This window comes from Blastococcus xanthinilyticus, from assembly GCF_008124835.1.
In the GTDB taxonomy this organism is placed as follows: Bacteria; Actinomycetota; Actinomycetes; order Mycobacteriales; family Geodermatophilaceae; genus Blastococcus; species Blastococcus xanthinilyticus.
In genome coordinates this window covers 176,491-193,143 of sequence record NZ_VNHW01000007.1, presented here as the reverse complement: position 1 = coordinate 193,143, position 16,653 = coordinate 176,491, and the positions used below count along the sequence as shown (strand labels likewise).

The window sequence follows — 16,653 nt, the reverse complement described above, 5'->3', positions numbered from 1 at the left end:
TGGCGCGCGACCGAGGGTGGCGCCGCTAGCCGGCCAGCTGCTCGCGGTACTCGGGGACGTCGGCCATGGGCGGCCGCTCGTCGACGGCGACGGCGCTGGTCCGGGGCACGAAGGCCGCCCCGTCGTGGCGGAACTGGGTGAGCAGCCCGCTGGGCTCGCGGTCCGACGCCGCCCGCGCGAGCACGGTGGCGACCACCTGCCCGGCCATCTCCCCGAGCGCCTCGACGCTCTGCGAGGTGTGCCGGCGCTCGCCGAGGTCGACCTGGGCCAGCGAGCCCAGCCCGCCCAGGCGGAGCAGGTCGATCAGCAGCCCCACCTCCACGCCGTAGGCGGAGACGAACGGCACCTGCTCCAGCGCGGTCCGGCGCCCGGCGTACTCTCCGCCCAGCGGCTGGACGAAGCCGGCGAGCTCGGGCCACAGGGCGTTGAGCAGCGGGCGGGCGGTCAGCTCGGTCACCCGGCCACCGCCGGCGGGCACCACGGAGTCCCCGACCTCCAGCGGCCGCGTGTAGCAGCCCTTCACGTAGTCGACCTGCGGGTCGGTGAGCAGCGGGCCGAGCAGGCCGGGCACGTAGTGGGAGACGTCGCCGAGGAGGTCGGCGTCGAGGAAGACGACGAGGTCGCCGGTGGTGGCGGCGAGGGACTTCCACAGCGCCTCGCCCTTACCGCGGCGGGTGCCGTGGCCGGGCAGCACGTCGGTGGTGGCGACGACGTCGGCCCCGGCTGCCCGGGCGACGGCGGCGGTGCGGTCGGTGCTGTCGGAGTCGACGACCACCAGCTCGTCGACCAGCGGGACCTCGCGCACCCAGCGGGCGTGCAGGTCGGCGACCAGCCGGCCGACGGTCGCCTCCTCGTTGCGGGCGGGGAGGACCACGCTGATCCGGTCGCCGCTGCGCCGCTTGGCCTGCAGGAGGGCGGCGGCGTCGATGGCGGCGAGGGAGGTCGCGGACGTGGTGCGGTCGGCGAACCAGGCGCGGGCATCGGGTCTCACCCGCCCACTGTCGACCAGCCGGGTGCCGGGCACCAGGGAGGGTGCGGGCTGTTCACCGCCGCGTCACGGGATCTTTCCGCGCCGCGAGTGCGGATCAGGCGGCGGGGACGGGGCCCCCGGCGGCGACGAGCAGCGCGGCCATCTCCTCGGCCGGCAGGTCGACCGGGAAGGCGCGGCCGTGCAGCAGATGGATCCCGGCAGCGACGGCGCCGTCGCGGTGGGCGGCGGTGGAGATGCCGCCGGCGATCGCGGTGAGGCCGAACCCGGCGGTGGTGCGGGCGATCGCGCCGAGCACCTGAAGCGCGCGGTCGGTGTCGTCGCGGCCGGCCAGCGCGGTGAGGTCGACCCGCACCAGGTCCAGTGCGAGGCGGGCGAGCAGGGCGAAGAGGCTGTGCCCCATGCCGTAGTTGTCCAGGCACAGCCGCACGCCGGTGCGCCGCACGGCCTCGAGCTCGGGGATCAGCGCCGCGGACGAGGTCAGCAGGGTCTCCTCGGTGAAGGAGAGCACCAGCCGCTCGGCCGGCAGCCCCGAGTCGGCCAGGGCGCCGGCGACGGTGGCCGCCAGATCCTCGGCGGTGGTGAACCCGGCGGGCAGGCTGACCGCGACGGCGACCGTCTCGTCGGGGAGCTCCGCGCCCACCCGGCAGGCCTCGCGCAGCAGCCACTGCTGCAGCTCGCGCGACCGGCCCTGGCGCTCGGCGAAGCCCCACAGCTCCAGCCCGCGGACGGTGTCGTGCTCGGGATGGGACCAGCTCGGCACCGCGTGCACCAGCTCGATCCGGCCGTCGGGCCGGCAGGCGGCGTCCAGCCGCACGGCGAACAGCCCCTCGGCGACGACGTCGTGGAAGTCGTCCTCGGCCTCGACGCCGGTCCGGTCGTCGTCGCCGGCCAGCCGGACGCAGCCCTTGCCGGCCTGCTTGGCCGCGCGCAGGGCGGCGTCGGCCTCGCGGAAGGCGGCCTGCCCGCCGGCGGCGGTGAGCCGCGCGACCCCGACGCTCGCCCCGGTCGCGAAGGTGCTGTCCCCGGACCGGAACGGCATGGCCATCGCGTCGACGATCCGCAGCGCGACGTCCTCGCCGTCGGCGGGCCCGCCGGTGACCACGACGGCGAACTCGTCGCCGCCGAGCCGGGCCACCAGGTCGTCCTCGCGGACGACGGTGTGCAGCCGCCGGGCGACGTCGACGAGCAGCTGGTCGCCCGCCTCGTGGCCGGCGACGTCGTTCACCGCCTTGAACCCGTCGAGGTCGACGACCAGCAGGGTGCGCGGCCCGGGCGCGGTGGTGCCCAGCTCCCGGAACAGCATGGCGCGGTTGGGCAGGCCGGTGAGGTGGTCGGTGTAGGCCATGCGCTCGAGCTCCCGCTCGCGCCGGCGGCGGGCGGTCACGTCCCGGAGGTGCAGCACCCGCCGGGTGCTGCCGGGCCGCTCGGAGGAGGTGACCTCCAGCTCGCGCGGCGGACCGTCGGCGACCGGCACCCGGAAGTGCATCGCCGGGCCCTCGCCGGCGGGGGCGGCCAGCGCGGCCCGGCGCAACGGCTCGCGGTCCTCGGGGACGACGAGGTCCAGCAGCACGACGTCGGGGTCGTCGTCGCCGATGCCGAGCAGGCTGCGCGCGGCGGGGGAGGCGAAGGGCAGCCGGAACTGCGCGTCCAGGATGGCGATGCCGTCGGAGCTCGCCTCGACCAGCCCGCGGAAGTCCTCCTCGCTGCGCACCAGGTCCTCGGTGATCCGCCCGTCCTCGCGGATGCGCAGCACCAGGCGGACGGCCATGAGCCCGAACACGACCGAGCAGCCCAGCTCGGCGCCGCGGCCCAGGGTGGCGCCGCCGAGCACCGTGGCGGCGATGGCCGCCGGCGGGCCGAGGACGGCCGAGACGGTGAGCGACAACCCGAGGGCGCTCACCCGCGGCGCGGCGGCCCGGGCCCCGCGGTCGGGGAGCCGCAGCGGCGCGCGGTGGACGGCGAGGGCGGTGGACAGGAGCGAGACGGCGACGGCGAGGGCGCAGGCCGACGTCCACGCCGAGGACGAGGTGGCGATGGCCATCGCCTCGCTGCCCGCGGCCACGCCCTGGGCGGCGATGCCGACCAGCAGCACGCTGACCGACCGGCGCAGGGCGGCGGTGGAGACGGTGCACAGGGCGCCGGCGCCGCCGAGCATCACGGCGGCGTAGGAGCCGTAGGTGAGCACCAGCCCGCGCAGGTCCGCCGACGCCGGGTCCGGGCCGCGCAGCGGCGCCCGCAGCACCTCGGTGACGACCAGGACCGCGCTGGCCACCATGAGGCCGTCGACGACCAGCGTGCTCCAGCGGGTCCGGATGACCTGCCGGGCCAGCAGCGCGGCGGTGATCAGCGGGGTGCAGGCGCCGGTGAAGAGGAGGACGTCGTCGACGCCGAACCCGTCGAACGCCGGCCCCGGGAAGGAGCCGGCCAGCAGGGTGGCGACGGCGAAGCACACCGCACCGGCGACCACCGGCCACCAGGGGCGCGCGGCCGCCGGCTCCACGCCGCGCAGCCGGCGCACCACGAGCACCGCGCAGCTGGTGGCGAGGGCGGACATGACCAGTTCGTCCCACTGCATGCCGGTGCCGTCGGGCGCGCTGGCCGGCGCGGTGAGGACCAGGCCGACGAGGCCGAGCGCCGCCGTCCACAGGAGTTGCCGCGGCAGCTCGCGCAGGGCGGTCACGGAGTCACGGCCAGGGGCCGCTCGACGGCGTCCCGCCAGTCGGTGTCGCTGAGCCGGCCCGCCTCGAGCGGCCGGGAGAACGCGTAGCCCTGGAGGAAGCGGTGGCCCATGTCACGCAGCAGCGCGAGCTGGCCGGGGGTGGTGACGCCCTCGACGACGACGGGCAGCCCCAGGCTGGTCCCCAGCTGCAGGACCGCCCGGCACAGCGCGCGGCGCTGCGGGTCCCGCTCCACGCCGGCGAGGAAGTGCTGGTCCATCTTGAGCAGGTCGGCGGGCAGGCCGGCCAGGTAGGCCAGCGACGACCAGCCGGTGCCGAAGTCGTCGACGGCGATCCGCACGCCGAGCCGGCGCAGCGTCTCCAGCTCGTCGGCGACGTGCGCGTCGAGCAGCATCGACTCGGTGATCTCGACGACCAGCCGGGACGCGGGCAGGCCGCCGGCCTCCAGCGCGGCGACGACGTCGGAGACCAGCTCGCCGCTGCGTACCTGGCGCGCCGAGACGTTGACCGCCACCGACAGCGGATCGCCGGGCAGCGCGGCCACGGTGGCACACGCCTCGCGCAGCACCCACCGGCCGAGCTCGGTGATCAGGGACGACTCCTCCGCCAGCGGCACGAACTCCTGGGGGGAGATCTCGCCGAGGACCGGGTGCCGCCAGCGCAGCAGCGCCTCGAGGGAGACGGTGCGCTGCAGCACGACGTCCACGACCGGCTGGAACGCCAGCCGCAGCTCACCGCGGGCCAGCGCGCCGGCGAGGTCGGTGCCCAGCGTGCTGCGCCGGTCCTCGGCCTCGCGCAGCGCGTCGTCGAACCGGTGCACCGACCCGGCGCCGGCGGCCCGCGCGCTCCGCAGCGCCAGGTCGGCGCGGCGCAGCGCATCGCCGGGGTCGACGTCGGCCCCCAGGCCGGTGACGCCGGCGACGGCGGTCAGGGGCCCGGTGGGCGTGGCCAGCCAGCCGGCGGTGGCGACGAGGCGGGCGGCGACGACCTCGGCGTCGGAGACGGTGCCGTCGACGAGCACGACCAGGTCGCCGTCCGAGCCGCGGGCCAGCCAGTCCTCCCCGCGCAGCTCGCGGGCCAGCCGGGAGGTGAGCACCCGCAGGACGGTGGTGTCGGCGCCGGGGTGCGGATCGTCGGGGAGGCCGCCGACGGAGACGACCGCGAGCGCGACGGGGGCGCCGGGGAGGGACCGCTGCACCGCGGCCAGGCGGCGGACCAGCGCCGTGGAGTTGGGCAGCCCGGTCACCGGGTCGGTAAGGGCCAGCTCGAGCAGTTCGGGGTCCGGGCCGCGGCCGCGGACGGTCGCGTCCCGGCAGAACAGCACGAGCGCGCCGACGTCGGGGTCGGCGCGCAGGTCGCGGGCGGTCACCTGGATCAGTCGCCACTGCCCGTCGCCGGTGCGGACGCGGGCGGTGCGGACGGCGAGCTCGCCGTTCTCACCGGCCGGTGCGCCGAGCCCGCCGAACAGGGCGGTCCGGTCGTCGGGGTGGACGGCGGACGCCAGCTCCAGCCCGGGGAGCTCGGCGGGCTCGCGGCCGAGCAGCGCGGCGACGGCGGGTGAGGCGAACGTGATGCGCAGCCGCGCGTCGAGCAGGACGACGGGGTCGGGGCTGCTGCGGACGAGCGCGGTGAACCCCGCACGGCAGCGCCGCAGGCCGGCGACCAGCCGGCGCTGGCGCCAGCACAGCCCGCCCAGGACGCCCGCGAGCACGGCACAGCCCAGGAGGGCGGCGGTCGCGGAGGTCACCTGACCCTTCTCGGACCGCGGCGCCGGTTGCTGCAGGGAACGTGATCGGCCCGTCACCCGTTGGGGCGACCGGCCGCGCGGCGGCCGAGTCGCGGCGTGTGCGGGCAGCCTCCACGATGTGCGGCATGAGCACAGGGCAGCTGACCCCGGGCGTGCCGGGACCGCGCCAGGCGACCGATCAGCGGCGGCGTGTCGCCCTGCTGCTCGAGACCGCCGACGTCCTGGCCGAACGGGCCCGCCGCACCGACGACGCGGTGCTGGCCCAGGTGCTCCTGCGCCGGTCGGCGCAGCGTCGGGCGCAGGCGGCGCGGCTGGCCGGGCACCCGGTGCCGCGCCCCGCGCCCCGGCAGGCCGGCTCGCCCGAGCCGGGGGCGCCCGGCGGCGCGTGACCGGCGGCGGCTCCCCACCCGGACGGCCGGCCGCCCGCGTACCGTCGCGCCATGGTCGGCGGACTGCCACCGACGCCCCGGTGGGCGTGGGTGGTCATGGCACTGAGCGTCGTCGTCGTCGGCGCGCTGGCGTACCTCATCGTGAACCGGCCCCCGCCGCCCGGTTTCACCGCCTCCGCGTCGGCCGGGACGACGGCCGGCGGAGCGGAGGCGACGGCCGAGCCGGAGAACCTGCGGGTGCTGGTGGTCGGCGACGGGACCACCGCCGCCCCCGAGGGCACCGCGGGCTGGCCGCAGCTGGTCGGCGAGGCCATCGCCGCCAGCGGCGAGCGGACGGTGGAGGTGCAGGTGGCGGCGGCCGACGGCAGCGGTTACCTGGTGGCGCCGCCGGACGGGTCCACCTTCGCGCAGCTGGCCGAGGGCGCGGGCGGGAACTGGGACGTGGTCGTGTTCGCCGGTTCCCGGAACGACAACGCGGCCGCCCCAGATGTGCAGGCCGCGGCGCAGGCGGCGTTCGATGCGGCCCGCGCGGCGTCCCCCGAGGCCGACCTGCTGGCCGTGGGGCCGGCGTGGCCGACCATCCCGGCGCCGGGCTACGTGCAGACCAACCGGGACGCGGTCTCGGCCGCCGCCGAGGCGGCCGGCGTCCCGTTCGTCGATCCGATCGCGGGCGCCTGGCTGACCGATCCGGCGCGGATCGGGCCGGACGGGGAGACCCCCACCCAGGACGGGCAGCAGTTCCTGGCCGACCAGCTCCTGCCGCGGATCGAGGAGCTCGCGCCGGCCGGCGGGTGAGCCGGGGAGCGCGGGTCCCGGGCGCCGAGGGGGTCCGCCGGAGCGGGCGCGGCTACGGTGTCCGGATGCTCCGCTGGCTCTGCGCCCTGGTCTGCGGCGGGGTGCTGTCCGGGTTCGCCTTCCTCCTGGTCACCGGCGAGTACGCGAACGAGGGCCCGATCCTGCTGACGGTGAGCCGGAACCACGGGCTGCACGCCGGTGACCTGTTCGTCCTGGCCGGCTGGGCGGTCGCCGTCCTCGCCGTCCTGGCGCTGGCCGCCCTGCCGCCGCGGCGGCCGGTCCCGGAACGGCTGCCGGAGCGGGCGCCGGAGCGGCTGCCCGAGCACTGACCCGCAATCCTTGCGGATTCCTTGCGGATCGCTGCGGCCGACCCTGCGGTCGACCGCGCAGGGTCGTCCCTGCCGCCGGGTGGAACAGCCACCCGGGCAGCGAGGGAGGCCGCACCGTGAACAGCCGTATCAGCTCCGCCGTCGTCCCCCGGAGCACCGCCGCCAAGGTCGTGGGCATGCTCGGCGTGGTCGCCGCCGCGGGCGCGGTCGCGGGGCTGGGGACCTTCGGCGGCTTCAGCACCAGCGACGCCGTGGACACCGAGGTGCGCAGCGGCGTGCTCTCGATCGACCTGGACGCCGCCGCGGGGATGACCACCGTGCCGTTCTCCAGCGGGGCGATGCTCCCCGGCGACGTGGAGCAGGTGCCCTTCGACCTGGTCAACGACGGTGACGTCGCGCTGTCCTCGGTCCGCTTCGGCTCGGTGGCGCGGGAGTCCAGCCTGCTCGACAGCGACCTCGTGCACGGGCTGCAGATGGACGTCCAGTCGTGCTCGGTGCCGTGGACGGCGTCGGGCTCCACGTTCAGCTGCGCCGGCGCCCTCACCGACTTCTACGCCGGCCCGATCGTCATGGACACCGCCCTGACCGGGGCGAAGAGCCTGAACCCGGGGGGCGTCGACCACCTGGTGGCCACGGTGTCCTTCCCCGCGGACGCCGGCGACCGGATGCGGCTGCAGACCAGCCGGCTGACCTTCACCTTCACCGCCGCGCAGCGGGACGGCGCCGCGCGCTGAGGCCGCGCCGGCAGCGGGCGGGGACCGGGCCCACGGGGGGCCCGGTATCCGCCCGCCGTCGTCGTCCGGGGGTATCCGGACGATCGTGATCCACCCGGCGGGCCCGTCGACGCGCCACCGGCGGAACCGGGTGGCAGAGTGACGCAGGTGAAGACCTGGCTCGAGAGCTGGCCGGTGTACCGGCAGCTCACCGGTTCGGACCCGTTCGGGCGCGGCTCGGCCGCGCGCAGCAAGGCGACCGAGGCGACGGTGGCGCGCACCGCGACCGCCGACCGCGTCGTCAAGAGCGTCTGCCCGTACTGCGCCGTCGGCTGCGCGCAGAACGTCTACGTGAAGGACGAGAAGGTCGTCCAGATCGAGGGCGACCCGAACTCGCCGATCAGCCGCGGCCGGCTCTGCCCGAAGGGCTCGGCCAGCAAGCAGCTGGTCACCAGCCCGAGCCGGGTCACCACGGTCAAGTACCGCCGCCCCTACGGGACGGAGTGGGAGGACCTCGAGCTCGACACGGCGATGGAGATGATCGCCGACCGCGTCCTGGAGGCCCGCCGCAAGGGCTGGCAGGACAGCGACGAGGACGGCCGGCACCTCGGCCGCACCATGGGGATAGCGAGCCTCGGAGGGGCGACCCTCGACAACGAGGAGAACTACCTCATGAAGAAGCTCTACAGCGCCATGGGCGCGATCCAGATCGAGAACCAGGCGCGCATATAGCACTCCGCGACGGTGCCCGGTCTGGGTGCCTCGTTCGGTCGTGGTGGCGCCACGAACTTCCTGGAAGACCTCTCGAACGCCGACTGCATCGTCATCGAGGGCTCGAACATGGCCGAGTGCCACCCGGTGGGCTTCCAGTGGGTCGGTGAGGCCAAGGCGCGCGGCGCGAAGATCATCCACATCGACCCGCGCTTCACCCGCACCAGCGCGATCGCCGACCTGCACGTCCCGCTGCGGATCGGCACGGACATCGCGTTCCTCGGCGGCCTGATCAACCACGTGCTGAGCAACGACCTGTACTTCGAGGAGTACGTGGTCGCCTACACCAACGCCGCGGCGATCGTCAGCCAGGACTTCATCGACTCCGAGGACGCCGACGGCCTGTTCTCCGGCTTCGACCCGGAGAGCCGGGTCTACGACGAGGACAGCTGGCAGTACGAGACCGAGGAGCCGGCGCAGTCCGACGCCGAGAACCCGGCCGAGGCGGCGCAGCAGGAGCAGCTCGACGACCAGCCCGCCGTCCGGGCGTCCGACCAGGCCCAGGCGGCCGGCAGCGGCGGCCCGCCGATCCCCGGCAAGCCCAAGCGCGACGAGACGCTGCAGCACCCGCGCTCGGTCTTCCAGATCCTCAAGCGGCACTACGCCCGGTACACCCCGGAGATGGTGTCCGAGGTCTGCGGCATCGAGCCGGAGGTGTTCGCCCAGGTCGCCGAGTGGGTGACGAGCAACAGCAACCGCGACCGGACGACGGCGTGGGTGTACTCGGTGGGCTGGACGCAGCACAGCGTCGGCGCGCAGTACATCCGCACCTGCTCGATCCTGCAGACGCTGCTGGGCAACATCGGCCGCCCCGGCGGCGGGATCATGGCGCTGCGCGGGCACGCCAGCATCCAGGGCTCCACCGACATCCCGACGCTGTTCAACATCCTCCCGGGCTATCTGCCGATGCCGCACGCGCTGCAGCACGACTCGCTCGAGGAGTACGTCGCCGACGCCGCCGGCAAGGCCGGGTTCTGGGGCAACAAGCGGGCGTACATGACCAGCCTGCTCAAGGCCTGGTGGGGTGACGCGGCGACGGCGGAGAACGACTTCGCCTTCGGCTACCTGCCGCGGATCAACGGCGACCACAGCTCCTACCGGACGATCGCGGACATGATCGAGGGCAAGGTCTCCGGCTACTTCCTGGTGGGGGAGAACCCGGTCGTCGGGCACCCGAACGGCCGGATGAACCGGTTCGGCCTGGCCAACCTCGACTGGCTGGTCGTCCGCGACCTGCAGATGATCGAGTCGGCGACGTTCTGGAACCAGTCGCCGGAGATCGAGACCGGGGAGCTGGCCCCGGAGACGATCGCCACCGAGGTCTTCTTCATGCCGGCGGCCACGCACGTGGAGAAGGAAGGCACCTTCACCCAGACCCAGCGGCTGCTGCAGTGGCGGGACAAGGCGGTGGAGCCGCCGAACGACGCGCGCAGCGACCTGTGGTTCTTCTACCACCTCGGCCGGATCCTCCGGGAACGGCTGGCGGACTCCGACGACCCGCGTGACCGCCCGCTGCTGGACCTCACCTGGGACTACCCGACCCACGGCGAGACCCAGGACCCCAGCGCCGAGGCGGTGCTGCGGGAGATCAACGGCGTCGGCCCCGACGGCAAGGCGCTGTCGTCCTACATGCAGATGAAGGACGACGGCTCCACCAGCGGTGGCTGCTGGATCTACACCGGCGTCTACGCCGACGAGGTGAACCAGGCCGCGCGGCGCAAGCCGGCGAGCGAGCAGGGCGCGGTGGCCTCCGAGTGGGGCTGGGCCTGGCCGCTGAACCGCCGGATGCTCTACAACCGCGCCTCGGCCGACCCCGCGGGCAAGCCGTGGAGCGAGCGGAAGAAGTACGTGTACTGGGACGAGGCCGCCGGCGAGTGGACCGGCGCCGACGTCCCCGACTTCGAGAAGAACAAGCGGCCGGACTACGTGCCGGCCCACGGCGCCAAGGCGCAGGACGCGCTGTCGGGCACCGACCCGTTCGTCATGCAGGGTGACGGAAAGGCGTGGCTGTACGCGCCGTCCGGGGTGGTCGACGGCCCGCTGCCGACGCACTACGAGCCGGTCGAGTCGGTGGTCGAGAACGCCCTCTACAAGCAGCAGGCGAACCCGACCGTCGAGCGGATCGACGGCCCGTGGAACCGGGAGAACCCGTCGCGCAGCGAGGTCTTCCCGTTCCAGGTGACCACCTACCGGCTGACCGAGCACCACACGGCCGGCGCGATGAGCCGCACGCTGCCCTACCTCGCCGAGCTCCAGCCGGAGTTCTTCGTGGAGGTCAGCCCCGAGCTCGCGGCGCTGCGCGGGCTGACCCACGGCGACTACGCCACGCTGGTCAGCGCCCGCACCGCGATCGAGGCCAAGGTGCTGGTGACCGAGCGGGTGCGGCCGATCAAGCTGCGCGACGGGCAGGTCGTGCACCAGATCGGCATGCCGTACCACTGGTCCTACAGCGGCATCTCCACCGGCGACTCCGCGAACGACCTGCTGGGCATCGTGCTCGACCCGAACACGCACATCCAGGAGGACAAGGTCAGCACCGCGGACATCGTCCCGGGGCGGCGCCCGCGCGGCCCCGCCCTGCTGGAGTTCGTCGAGGACTACCGCCGGCGGGCCGGCGTGGCGTCCGGCCGGGTCGGGGTCAACGGGCGCGACCCGGTGGCCGCCGACGCGGGCGAGGGGTCCAGCCTGTGACCGTCGGCGCACTGACCATCGGCGCATTGATGATCAGGTCACCTGATCGTTCCGGGTCCTGGCTCAGCACCGGTCGTGAGCCAGGACCCCTCATGGTGAGCCAGGACGACGTGCGGGAGGGAGTGCGATGACGATCAGCTCGGCGAGCGCGGCCTTCACCGGGAACGACCCCGGCAACCGGCTCTACGGCCCGGTGCCCGACGTCACCGGTCAGTCCGGGTACGACGACGACCACCCCAAGCGGGTCGGCTTCTTCACCGACACCTCGGTGTGCATCGGCTGCAAGGCCTGTGAGGTGGCCTGCAAGGAGTGGAACACGCTCCCGATGGACGACTCGCACGGCACCAAGGACGTCATCGGCATGTCCGGGATGTCCTACGACAACACCGGTCAGCTGGGGGCGAACTCCTGGCGGCACGTGGCCTTCATCGAGCAGAGCCGCGCCGTCGACCTGCCGATGCCCACCTTCGGCCGGCCCGGCGACGACCGGCACGACCACGGTCCGTCGGTCGCCGGCTCCGGCGACCACGACAGCACCGCCAAGGCCCAGGCCAGCGTGCTCAACGCCGAGGCGCTGAGCGAGTTCGACCCGCAGACCGGGCAGAGCGGCGCGGACAAGCAGGTCCGCTGGCTGATGAGCTCCGACGTGTGCAAGCACTGCACGCACGCCGGCTGCCTCGACGTCTGCCCGACCGGGGCGCTGTTCCGCACCGAGTACGGCACCGTGGTCGTCCAGGGCGACATCTGCAACGGCTGCGGCTACTGCGTGGCGGCCTGCCCCTACGGCGTCATCGACCAGCGCAAGGACGACGGCCGGGTCTTCAAGTGCACGATGTGCTACGACCGGCTGACCGACGGGTTGCAGCCGGCGTGCGCCACCGCCTGCCCGACGCAGTCGATCCAGTTCGGTGACCTCGACGAGCTGCAGGCCCGGGCGGACGCGCGGCTGGCCACGCTCAAGGAGCAGGGCGTGGAGACCGCGCGGCTCTACGGGCGGGACGAGAACGACGGCGTCGGCGGTGACGGCGCGTTCTTCCTGCTGCTCGACGAGCCGGAGGTCTACGGCCTGCCGCCGGACCCGATCGTGACGACGCGGGACCTGCCGGCGATGTGGAAGGCGGCCGGAAAGGCCGCGGCGATGATGGTCGCGGTCGCCGTCACGGCGATCCTCGGCTCGCGGCAGCGATGACTGCCGGGGAAGGGCGCTCATGACCGGCGGGATCACCAGCCCCGGCTCGGGGTGGCGGCAGGCCGACCAGGGCCCGGCGACGCAGCGCAGCACCGGCAGGAAGAAGCGCCGCGGCGGCGGATGGCGCGGCCGCGGCGAGGTCGCGATGGTCGACGACGTCGAGTTCACGTCGTACTACGGCCGCCAGATCGTCAAGACGCCGGTGTGGAAGAGCCCCGACGTGCCGCTCTACCTGTTCCTGGGCGGGGCGGCCGGATCCTCGGCGATCCTCGGCGCGCTGGCCGACGTCACCGACCGGCCGACGCTGACCAAGGTCTCCCGGCTGACCGCCGGCGGTGGGTCGCTCCTGTCCGTGGTCTTCCTGATCCACGACCTCGGCCGCCCGGAGCGGTTCCTGCACATGCTGCGGGTGTTCAAGGTGACCTCCCCGCTGTCGGTGGGCTCCTACATCCTGGCGCCGTTCAGCGCGGCGGCCGGGGCGACGGCGGCCGTGGAGCTGCTGGGCTGGTTCCCCCGGCTCAAGCGGTTCGGCGGGGTGGTGGCGGCGGTGTTCGGCGGGCCGCTGGCCACCTACACCGGGGTGCTGCTGGCCAACACCGCGGTGCCGTCGTGGCACGCGGCGCACACGCAGCTGCCCTACGTGTTCGGTGGCTCGGCGATGGCCGCCGGCGGGGGCATCACGATGATGTTCACGCCGGTGGAGGAGGCCGGGCCGGCGCGGAAGATGGCGATCGCGGGCGCGGCGATCGAGCTGGCCGTGGTGCACAAGGTCGAGAACGACCACGGCATCGTCAGCGAGCCGTTCCACGAGGGCCGGCCCGGGAAGTTCATGCGCGCGGCCCGCACGTGCACCGCCGCGGGGGCCGGGCTGACCGCCGTCGCCGGGCGCACCCGGGTGGGCGCGATTGCGTCAGGGACGTTGCTCGCCGCGGGGTCGCTGCTCACCCGGTTCGGCGTCTTCGAGGCCGGCATCGCCAGCACCAAGGACCCGAAGTACGTCGTGATCCCGCAGCGGGAGCGGCTGGCGGCCCGCGAGGCCGCCGACCTCGCGTCGACGACGACCAGCTGATCCGGCGGCGGCTGCTGCCGCCGGGTCAGCTGTCCGCACGCCGCCCGTGCCGGGATGACGGGGTGGCCGGTGCGTCACCGAGAGCCCACCTGGGATGCGGAGCCACGCGGTCGAGCGACCTCGGTAACGCGCCGGGGTCACGCTCGTGTCGATCTCCTGGCCTGCTCAGACGCGTGCCGCACTGCGCCCCGGCCGCCCGGCGGTCGGCCGCGCTTCCGCGCATCCAGGGGACTGCGTGACCGCGGCCCCGGGTGAGCGGCTGAGATCAGCTCGGTGCCGCCTGGAGGGGCAGGCTCTGCGAGCCCAGCCGGCGGAGCGAGCCGGTCAGGATGTTGTCCCCGCGGACGGCGAGGAGGCAGCGCTGCTCGTCCTGCAGCACCCGGAGATCGGCCGACTTCGTGGCGAAGGGGGTGCCGAGGTAGTCGTCGGCCCGGCGCGCGCAGTCGAGAGGATCGGCGGTGTCCCGGCGATCGAAGACGACTTCGGCGACGTGGGGTTGGGCGCAGCCGACCTCCCGCTCCACGTGGTCGACGCACCGTCGCCACGCGTCGCCCGCGTCACTGAGCAGAACGTCCCGGTGGCTGCCGCCGGCGAGGGCACCTTCGGGCGCGGTCACCGTGCACACCACCGTGTCGCCGGTCGGCAGGCTGGCCGTGGAGAGCTCCCGCAGCACGTCTTGCCCCGACTGACCGCCAAGATAGGTCAGGAGCGCTGTCTCCGAGCAGTCGCCGGTAGCGAAGACCTCGGCGGCATGAGGTCCGTCGCACGGAGCCGGGGCATCGCCGGAATCGAGGCAGCTGCCCACGGCCGGTGCGGTGTCGTGGACAGGCTCACTCGCGTGCGCTTCGGCTGGAGGGGGCGAAAGGATGGACGAGGGCGCGGGCGACCCAGTGCCGCCGCTTGCCTCGTCGGAGTTGCCGACGTAGGTCAGGACTGTGGCCACCGCGGCTGCGAACACGACCACGCCCATCACCGCCTTGGCGAGCGGACTGTGCTGCCAGGCATGCAGCCACCCCAATCGGCCCGGCCGCTGGGCACGCTTCCGGTGGGTCAACTCAGGACGGGATCCACGAGAACACCGATCACCGAACCGCCGCAGTCGGCCACCTTGTCGTCGAGGAGTAGGCGGATCTTCAGCGCGTTGACCCCTTCTACGGGGATGTCGAACTCGGTGATCTCGTTGAACGGGACGCTAAGGATCTCCCGCTGGGCCTCGTTGCCCAGTACTTCGACGGTGATGCTCTGGTCAGAGCTCAACGAGTCGTTGGCCTGGCCTACAGAGAACGTCAGCTGGGAGAAGTTGTTGCCCAGGCGCAACTCGAGTTCGTCAGCCGATGACGCGTAGCAGCTGTCGACCGTGGTGGCGATACCGGGCACGTCCTTGCGGTCGGCGATGTCGTAGCGGTCCTCTTCCCAGTACTGGCCCGGATTGAAGAAGTCGGCAAGTGTGAGCTCGCGCCCCTCATCCCCAGCCGTCAACACGCCACCGCCCCCTGTGGTTGAGCCGACCGTGGAGGAACTGGTCGTCGTGCTGGGCGCCGTCGACGTCGTCGGGTCCACCGGTTCGGTCACGACTGGCGCGACGGACGTCGTCGCGGTGGCCGTGGCGGGCGCAGCGGGCGCGTCACCGCCGCAGCTGGTGAGCAGCAGCGCGGCGCTCGTTGCGAGTGTCAACCCGGTGGTCGTGCGCCTCGCGGACCCATCGACCGTTAGTGCCGTGCCTTGCCGGCGATGCACTCGATGGCTGGTCTCAGTTGGCATCGCGAACCCCCGTTGGTTAACGCTCCGAAGACGTATCGCAAAGCTAAGGGACCGGAACTTCGGGCGGGAAGGCGTCGGGGCCCCGACCGGGGCGGGGCGCGGCGTGCCGCGCGCGCCACGCCGTGCGGCGCCTCCTCGTGCCCGCGGCGGCGCCGCATCGCGCGTCCGTCGGTTCAGCTCCGGAAGCGGCATCACGGGGCCTGGACTCCGGATGATGATCTCGCCCGGGAGTGTCGGCGCGGTCGGCCAGCCTAGGTGGACCGCGCTGACCGGCTCCGGCGCCCGTGGGCGCCGGAGCCGCCCGGGGGCTAGACGCCCGGCGGGGTCGCGACCTCTTCGGTGCGGCGGGCGGTCGGCGGCCGCCACCCGGTGGTGTCGCGGCGCGGCGGCAGCGGGGCCTCCGGCTCGGCGGGCGCCTCGGCGAGGGTGCCGCGGTGCGGTGCGAGGTCGGCCGGGTCGACGGTGATCGAGGCGAGCCGGCCGTGGTCCAGCGCCGGCGCGAGGTCGGGGCGGGAGCCGTACACCTCCGCCTCCGCCGTCGCGACGACGAAGACGCACGGGGTGCTGGCGGGGGAGCCCAGGTAGGGCTGCGAGGTCGCCCCGGCCATCGGGTGCCAGGGCAGCCCCATCGCGCGCACCAGGCGGCGCACCCGGTCGTCGAGGATGGTGACCATGCCCGGGACGCCGCAGTTGCGGGCGAACCGCCAGATGCCGTGGCACAGCGCGACGCTGACCTCGGCACCGGCCGCGCCGGCGCGGTAGCGGGGGTCCACGGCGAGGGTCGCGACGTCCCACACCTCGGCAGCGGCGAGCCCCACGGTGCCCAGGCTCTCGGCCACGGGCAGCTGCCACGGGTCGCCCGCGACGTCGAGCAGCGTCTTCACCGGGTCGGCGCCCGAGGTGATCAGCCGGGCGGTGCCGAGGGCCTCGCCGCTCGCGTCGTCGATCACCGCGATGAACCGGGACCGCTCCTCGTAGGCGCCGTACTCCTGCTCGAGCAGCTCGGGGGTGTTGCCGAACGCCTGCAGGAACACGCGGGCCTCGACCTGCCGGGCGGCCTCCCGCTCGGCGGGGGAGGAGGCGACGAGCAACCGCAGCGCCACGTCAGAACGACTTCGCGACGACGGTGCGGGCGGCGAAGAAGTCGGCGGTGAACGCCACCGCGACCTCCGGGTCGAACGCCTTGCAGGTGTAGATGTCGACCGAGAAGAACAGCCGCGGCTGCTCCCAGGCGTAGAAGTGCGCCCCGGAGGTCTCCCAGTGGATCCAGCCGGCCCAGCCGTAGAGGTCCGAGCGGTGCGTCACCGGCTCGAGGAGCTGCACCATGTCCACCTCGCGGGACAGGGCCGAGAGGTAGGCGCGGATCTGCGCGTCGTCCACCGGCTGGGCGGGGATGCCCTCGATGACGAGTCGCTGCCGGTGGATCTCCGGAGCGAGCTCGCGCCACTCGGTGGAGCGGGGCAGCAGGTCAGGGGCGGAGGAAGGCGGTGTCACCCGCTCATAGTCCACAGGCGACTGCGCACGGTGGCG

General features: G+C 74.1%; 15 protein-coding genes. 8 read left to right on the top strand and 7 right to left on the bottom strand.

Going from position 1 to position 16,653, the window contains the following annotated elements; genetic code table 11:
- Positions 1 to 25: 25 nt before the first annotated feature.
- The 3 genes from BD833_RS12685 to BD833_RS12675 form a co-directional block, all read right to left on the bottom strand.
- A complete protein-coding gene (locus BD833_RS12685; protein ID WP_166533494.1) occupies positions 26 to 991 on the bottom strand; it encodes a glucosyl-3-phosphoglycerate synthase in 966 nt (321 codons plus the stop codon).
- A gap of 94 nt (positions 992 to 1,085) precedes the next feature.
- Positions 1,086 to 3,671: a diguanylate cyclase domain-containing protein gene (locus tag BD833_RS12680; protein WP_166533493.1), complete on the bottom strand. Its 2,586-nt coding sequence runs from the start codon at positions 3,669 to 3,671 to the stop codon at positions 1,086 to 1,088.
- The gene (locus tag BD833_RS12675; RefSeq protein WP_166533492.1) at positions 3,668 to 5,416 is read right to left on the bottom strand and encodes a putative bifunctional diguanylate cyclase/phosphodiesterase; all 1,749 of its coding nucleotides are present in this window, start codon (positions 5,414 to 5,416) and stop codon (positions 3,668 to 3,670) included. The genes BD833_RS12680 and BD833_RS12675 overlap by 4 nt, the downstream gene beginning before the upstream one ends.
- 125 nt (positions 5,417 to 5,541) lie before the next feature.
- Here BD833_RS12675 and BD833_RS12670 point away from each other — a divergent pair, with 125 nt between their 5' ends.
- From BD833_RS12670 to nrfD, 8 genes are all read left to right on the top strand, one after another.
- Complete coding sequence (locus BD833_RS12670; protein WP_166533491.1) at positions 5,542 to 5,805, top strand: hypothetical protein; 264 nt, start codon at positions 5,542 to 5,544, stop codon at positions 5,803 to 5,805.
- 51 nt (positions 5,806 to 5,856) lie between these two features.
- Positions 5,857 to 6,600, top strand: coding sequence for an SGNH/GDSL hydrolase family protein (locus tag BD833_RS12665; protein ID WP_166533490.1), 744 nt, complete (start codon positions 5,857 to 5,859; stop codon positions 6,598 to 6,600).
- A 65-nt stretch (positions 6,601 to 6,665) separates the two neighbouring features.
- Positions 6,666 to 6,929 carry a hypothetical protein gene (locus BD833_RS12660; RefSeq protein WP_166533489.1) on the top strand — a complete coding sequence of 88 codons (264 nt, stop codon included), beginning with the start codon at positions 6,666 to 6,668 and terminating at the stop codon, positions 6,927 to 6,929.
- A gap of 116 nt (positions 6,930 to 7,045) precedes the next feature.
- Positions 7,046 to 7,663 carry a hypothetical protein gene (locus tag BD833_RS12655; protein ID WP_166533488.1) on the top strand — a complete coding sequence of 206 codons (618 nt, stop codon included), beginning with the start codon at positions 7,046 to 7,048 and terminating at the stop codon, positions 7,661 to 7,663.
- Positions 7,664 to 7,810: 147 nt separating this feature from the next.
- The gene (locus BD833_RS23530) at positions 7,811 to 8,374 is read left to right on the top strand and encodes a dehydrogenase (protein ID WP_166533487.1); all 564 of its coding nucleotides are present in this window, start codon (positions 7,811 to 7,813) and stop codon (positions 8,372 to 8,374) included.
- 12 nt (positions 8,375 to 8,386) lie between these two features.
- On the top strand, positions 8,387 to 11,104 hold the full coding sequence (fdh, locus tag BD833_RS12645; RefSeq protein WP_166533486.1) for a formate dehydrogenase: 2,718 nt from the start codon (positions 8,387 to 8,389) through the stop codon (positions 11,102 to 11,104).
- A 127-nt stretch (positions 11,105 to 11,231) separates the two neighbouring features.
- On the top strand, positions 11,232 to 12,293 hold the full coding sequence (locus BD833_RS12640) for a 4Fe-4S dicluster domain-containing protein (RefSeq protein ID WP_166533485.1): 1,062 nt from the start codon (positions 11,232 to 11,234) through the stop codon (positions 12,291 to 12,293).
- 19 nt (positions 12,294 to 12,312) lie between these two features.
- Complete coding sequence (gene nrfD, locus BD833_RS12635; RefSeq protein WP_166533484.1) at positions 12,313 to 13,362, top strand: NrfD/PsrC family molybdoenzyme membrane anchor subunit; 1,050 nt, start codon at positions 12,313 to 12,315, stop codon at positions 13,360 to 13,362.
- Between the two features lie 265 nt (positions 13,363 to 13,627).
- Here nrfD and BD833_RS12630 read toward each other — a convergent pair whose 3' ends face one another.
- The 4 genes from BD833_RS12630 to BD833_RS12615 all read right to left on the bottom strand — a co-directional run bounded on the left by BD833_RS12630 (position 13,628) and on the right by BD833_RS12615 (position 16,617).
- The gene (locus BD833_RS12630) at positions 13,628 to 14,416 is read right to left on the bottom strand and encodes a hypothetical protein (RefSeq protein WP_166533483.1); all 789 of its coding nucleotides are present in this window, start codon (positions 14,414 to 14,416) and stop codon (positions 13,628 to 13,630) included.
- Positions 14,413 to 15,036, bottom strand: a complete 624-nt coding sequence (locus BD833_RS12625; RefSeq protein ID WP_166533482.1) for a hypothetical protein — start codon at positions 15,034 to 15,036, stop codon at positions 14,413 to 14,415. Before BD833_RS12625 ends, BD833_RS12630 begins: the two co-directional genes overlap by 4 nt.
- Positions 15,037 to 15,431: 395 nt before the next feature.
- Positions 15,432 to 16,226: a hypothetical protein gene (locus BD833_RS12620; RefSeq protein ID WP_166533481.1), complete on the bottom strand. Its 795-nt coding sequence runs from the start codon at positions 16,224 to 16,226 to the stop codon at positions 15,432 to 15,434.
- A 1-nt stretch (position 16,227) separates the two neighbouring features.
- Entirely contained in the window at positions 16,228 to 16,617 is a 390-nt protein-coding gene (locus tag BD833_RS12615) for an S-adenosylmethionine decarboxylase (protein ID WP_166533480.1), read from the bottom strand.
- Positions 16,618 to 16,653: the final 36 nt, after the last annotated feature.

Excerpts from the sequence above, each read along its gene's own strand:
- BD833_RS12670 (WP_166533491.1), top strand. The coding sequence starts at position 5,542 with ATGAGCACAGGGCAGCTGACCCCGGGCGTGCCGGGACCGCGCCAGGCG.
- BD833_RS12665 (WP_166533490.1), top strand. The coding sequence starts at position 5,857 with ATGGTCGGCGGACTGCCACCGACGCCCCGGTGGGCGTGGGTGGTCATG.
- BD833_RS12660 (WP_166533489.1), top strand. The coding sequence starts at position 6,666 with ATGCTCCGCTGGCTCTGCGCCCTGGTCTGCGGCGGGGTGCTGTCCGGG.
- BD833_RS12640 (WP_166533485.1), top strand. The coding sequence starts at position 11,232 with ATGACGATCAGCTCGGCGAGCGCGGCCTTCACCGGGAACGACCCCGGC.
- nrfD (WP_166533484.1), top strand. The coding sequence starts at position 12,313 with ATGACCGGCGGGATCACCAGCCCCGGCTCGGGGTGGCGGCAGGCCGAC.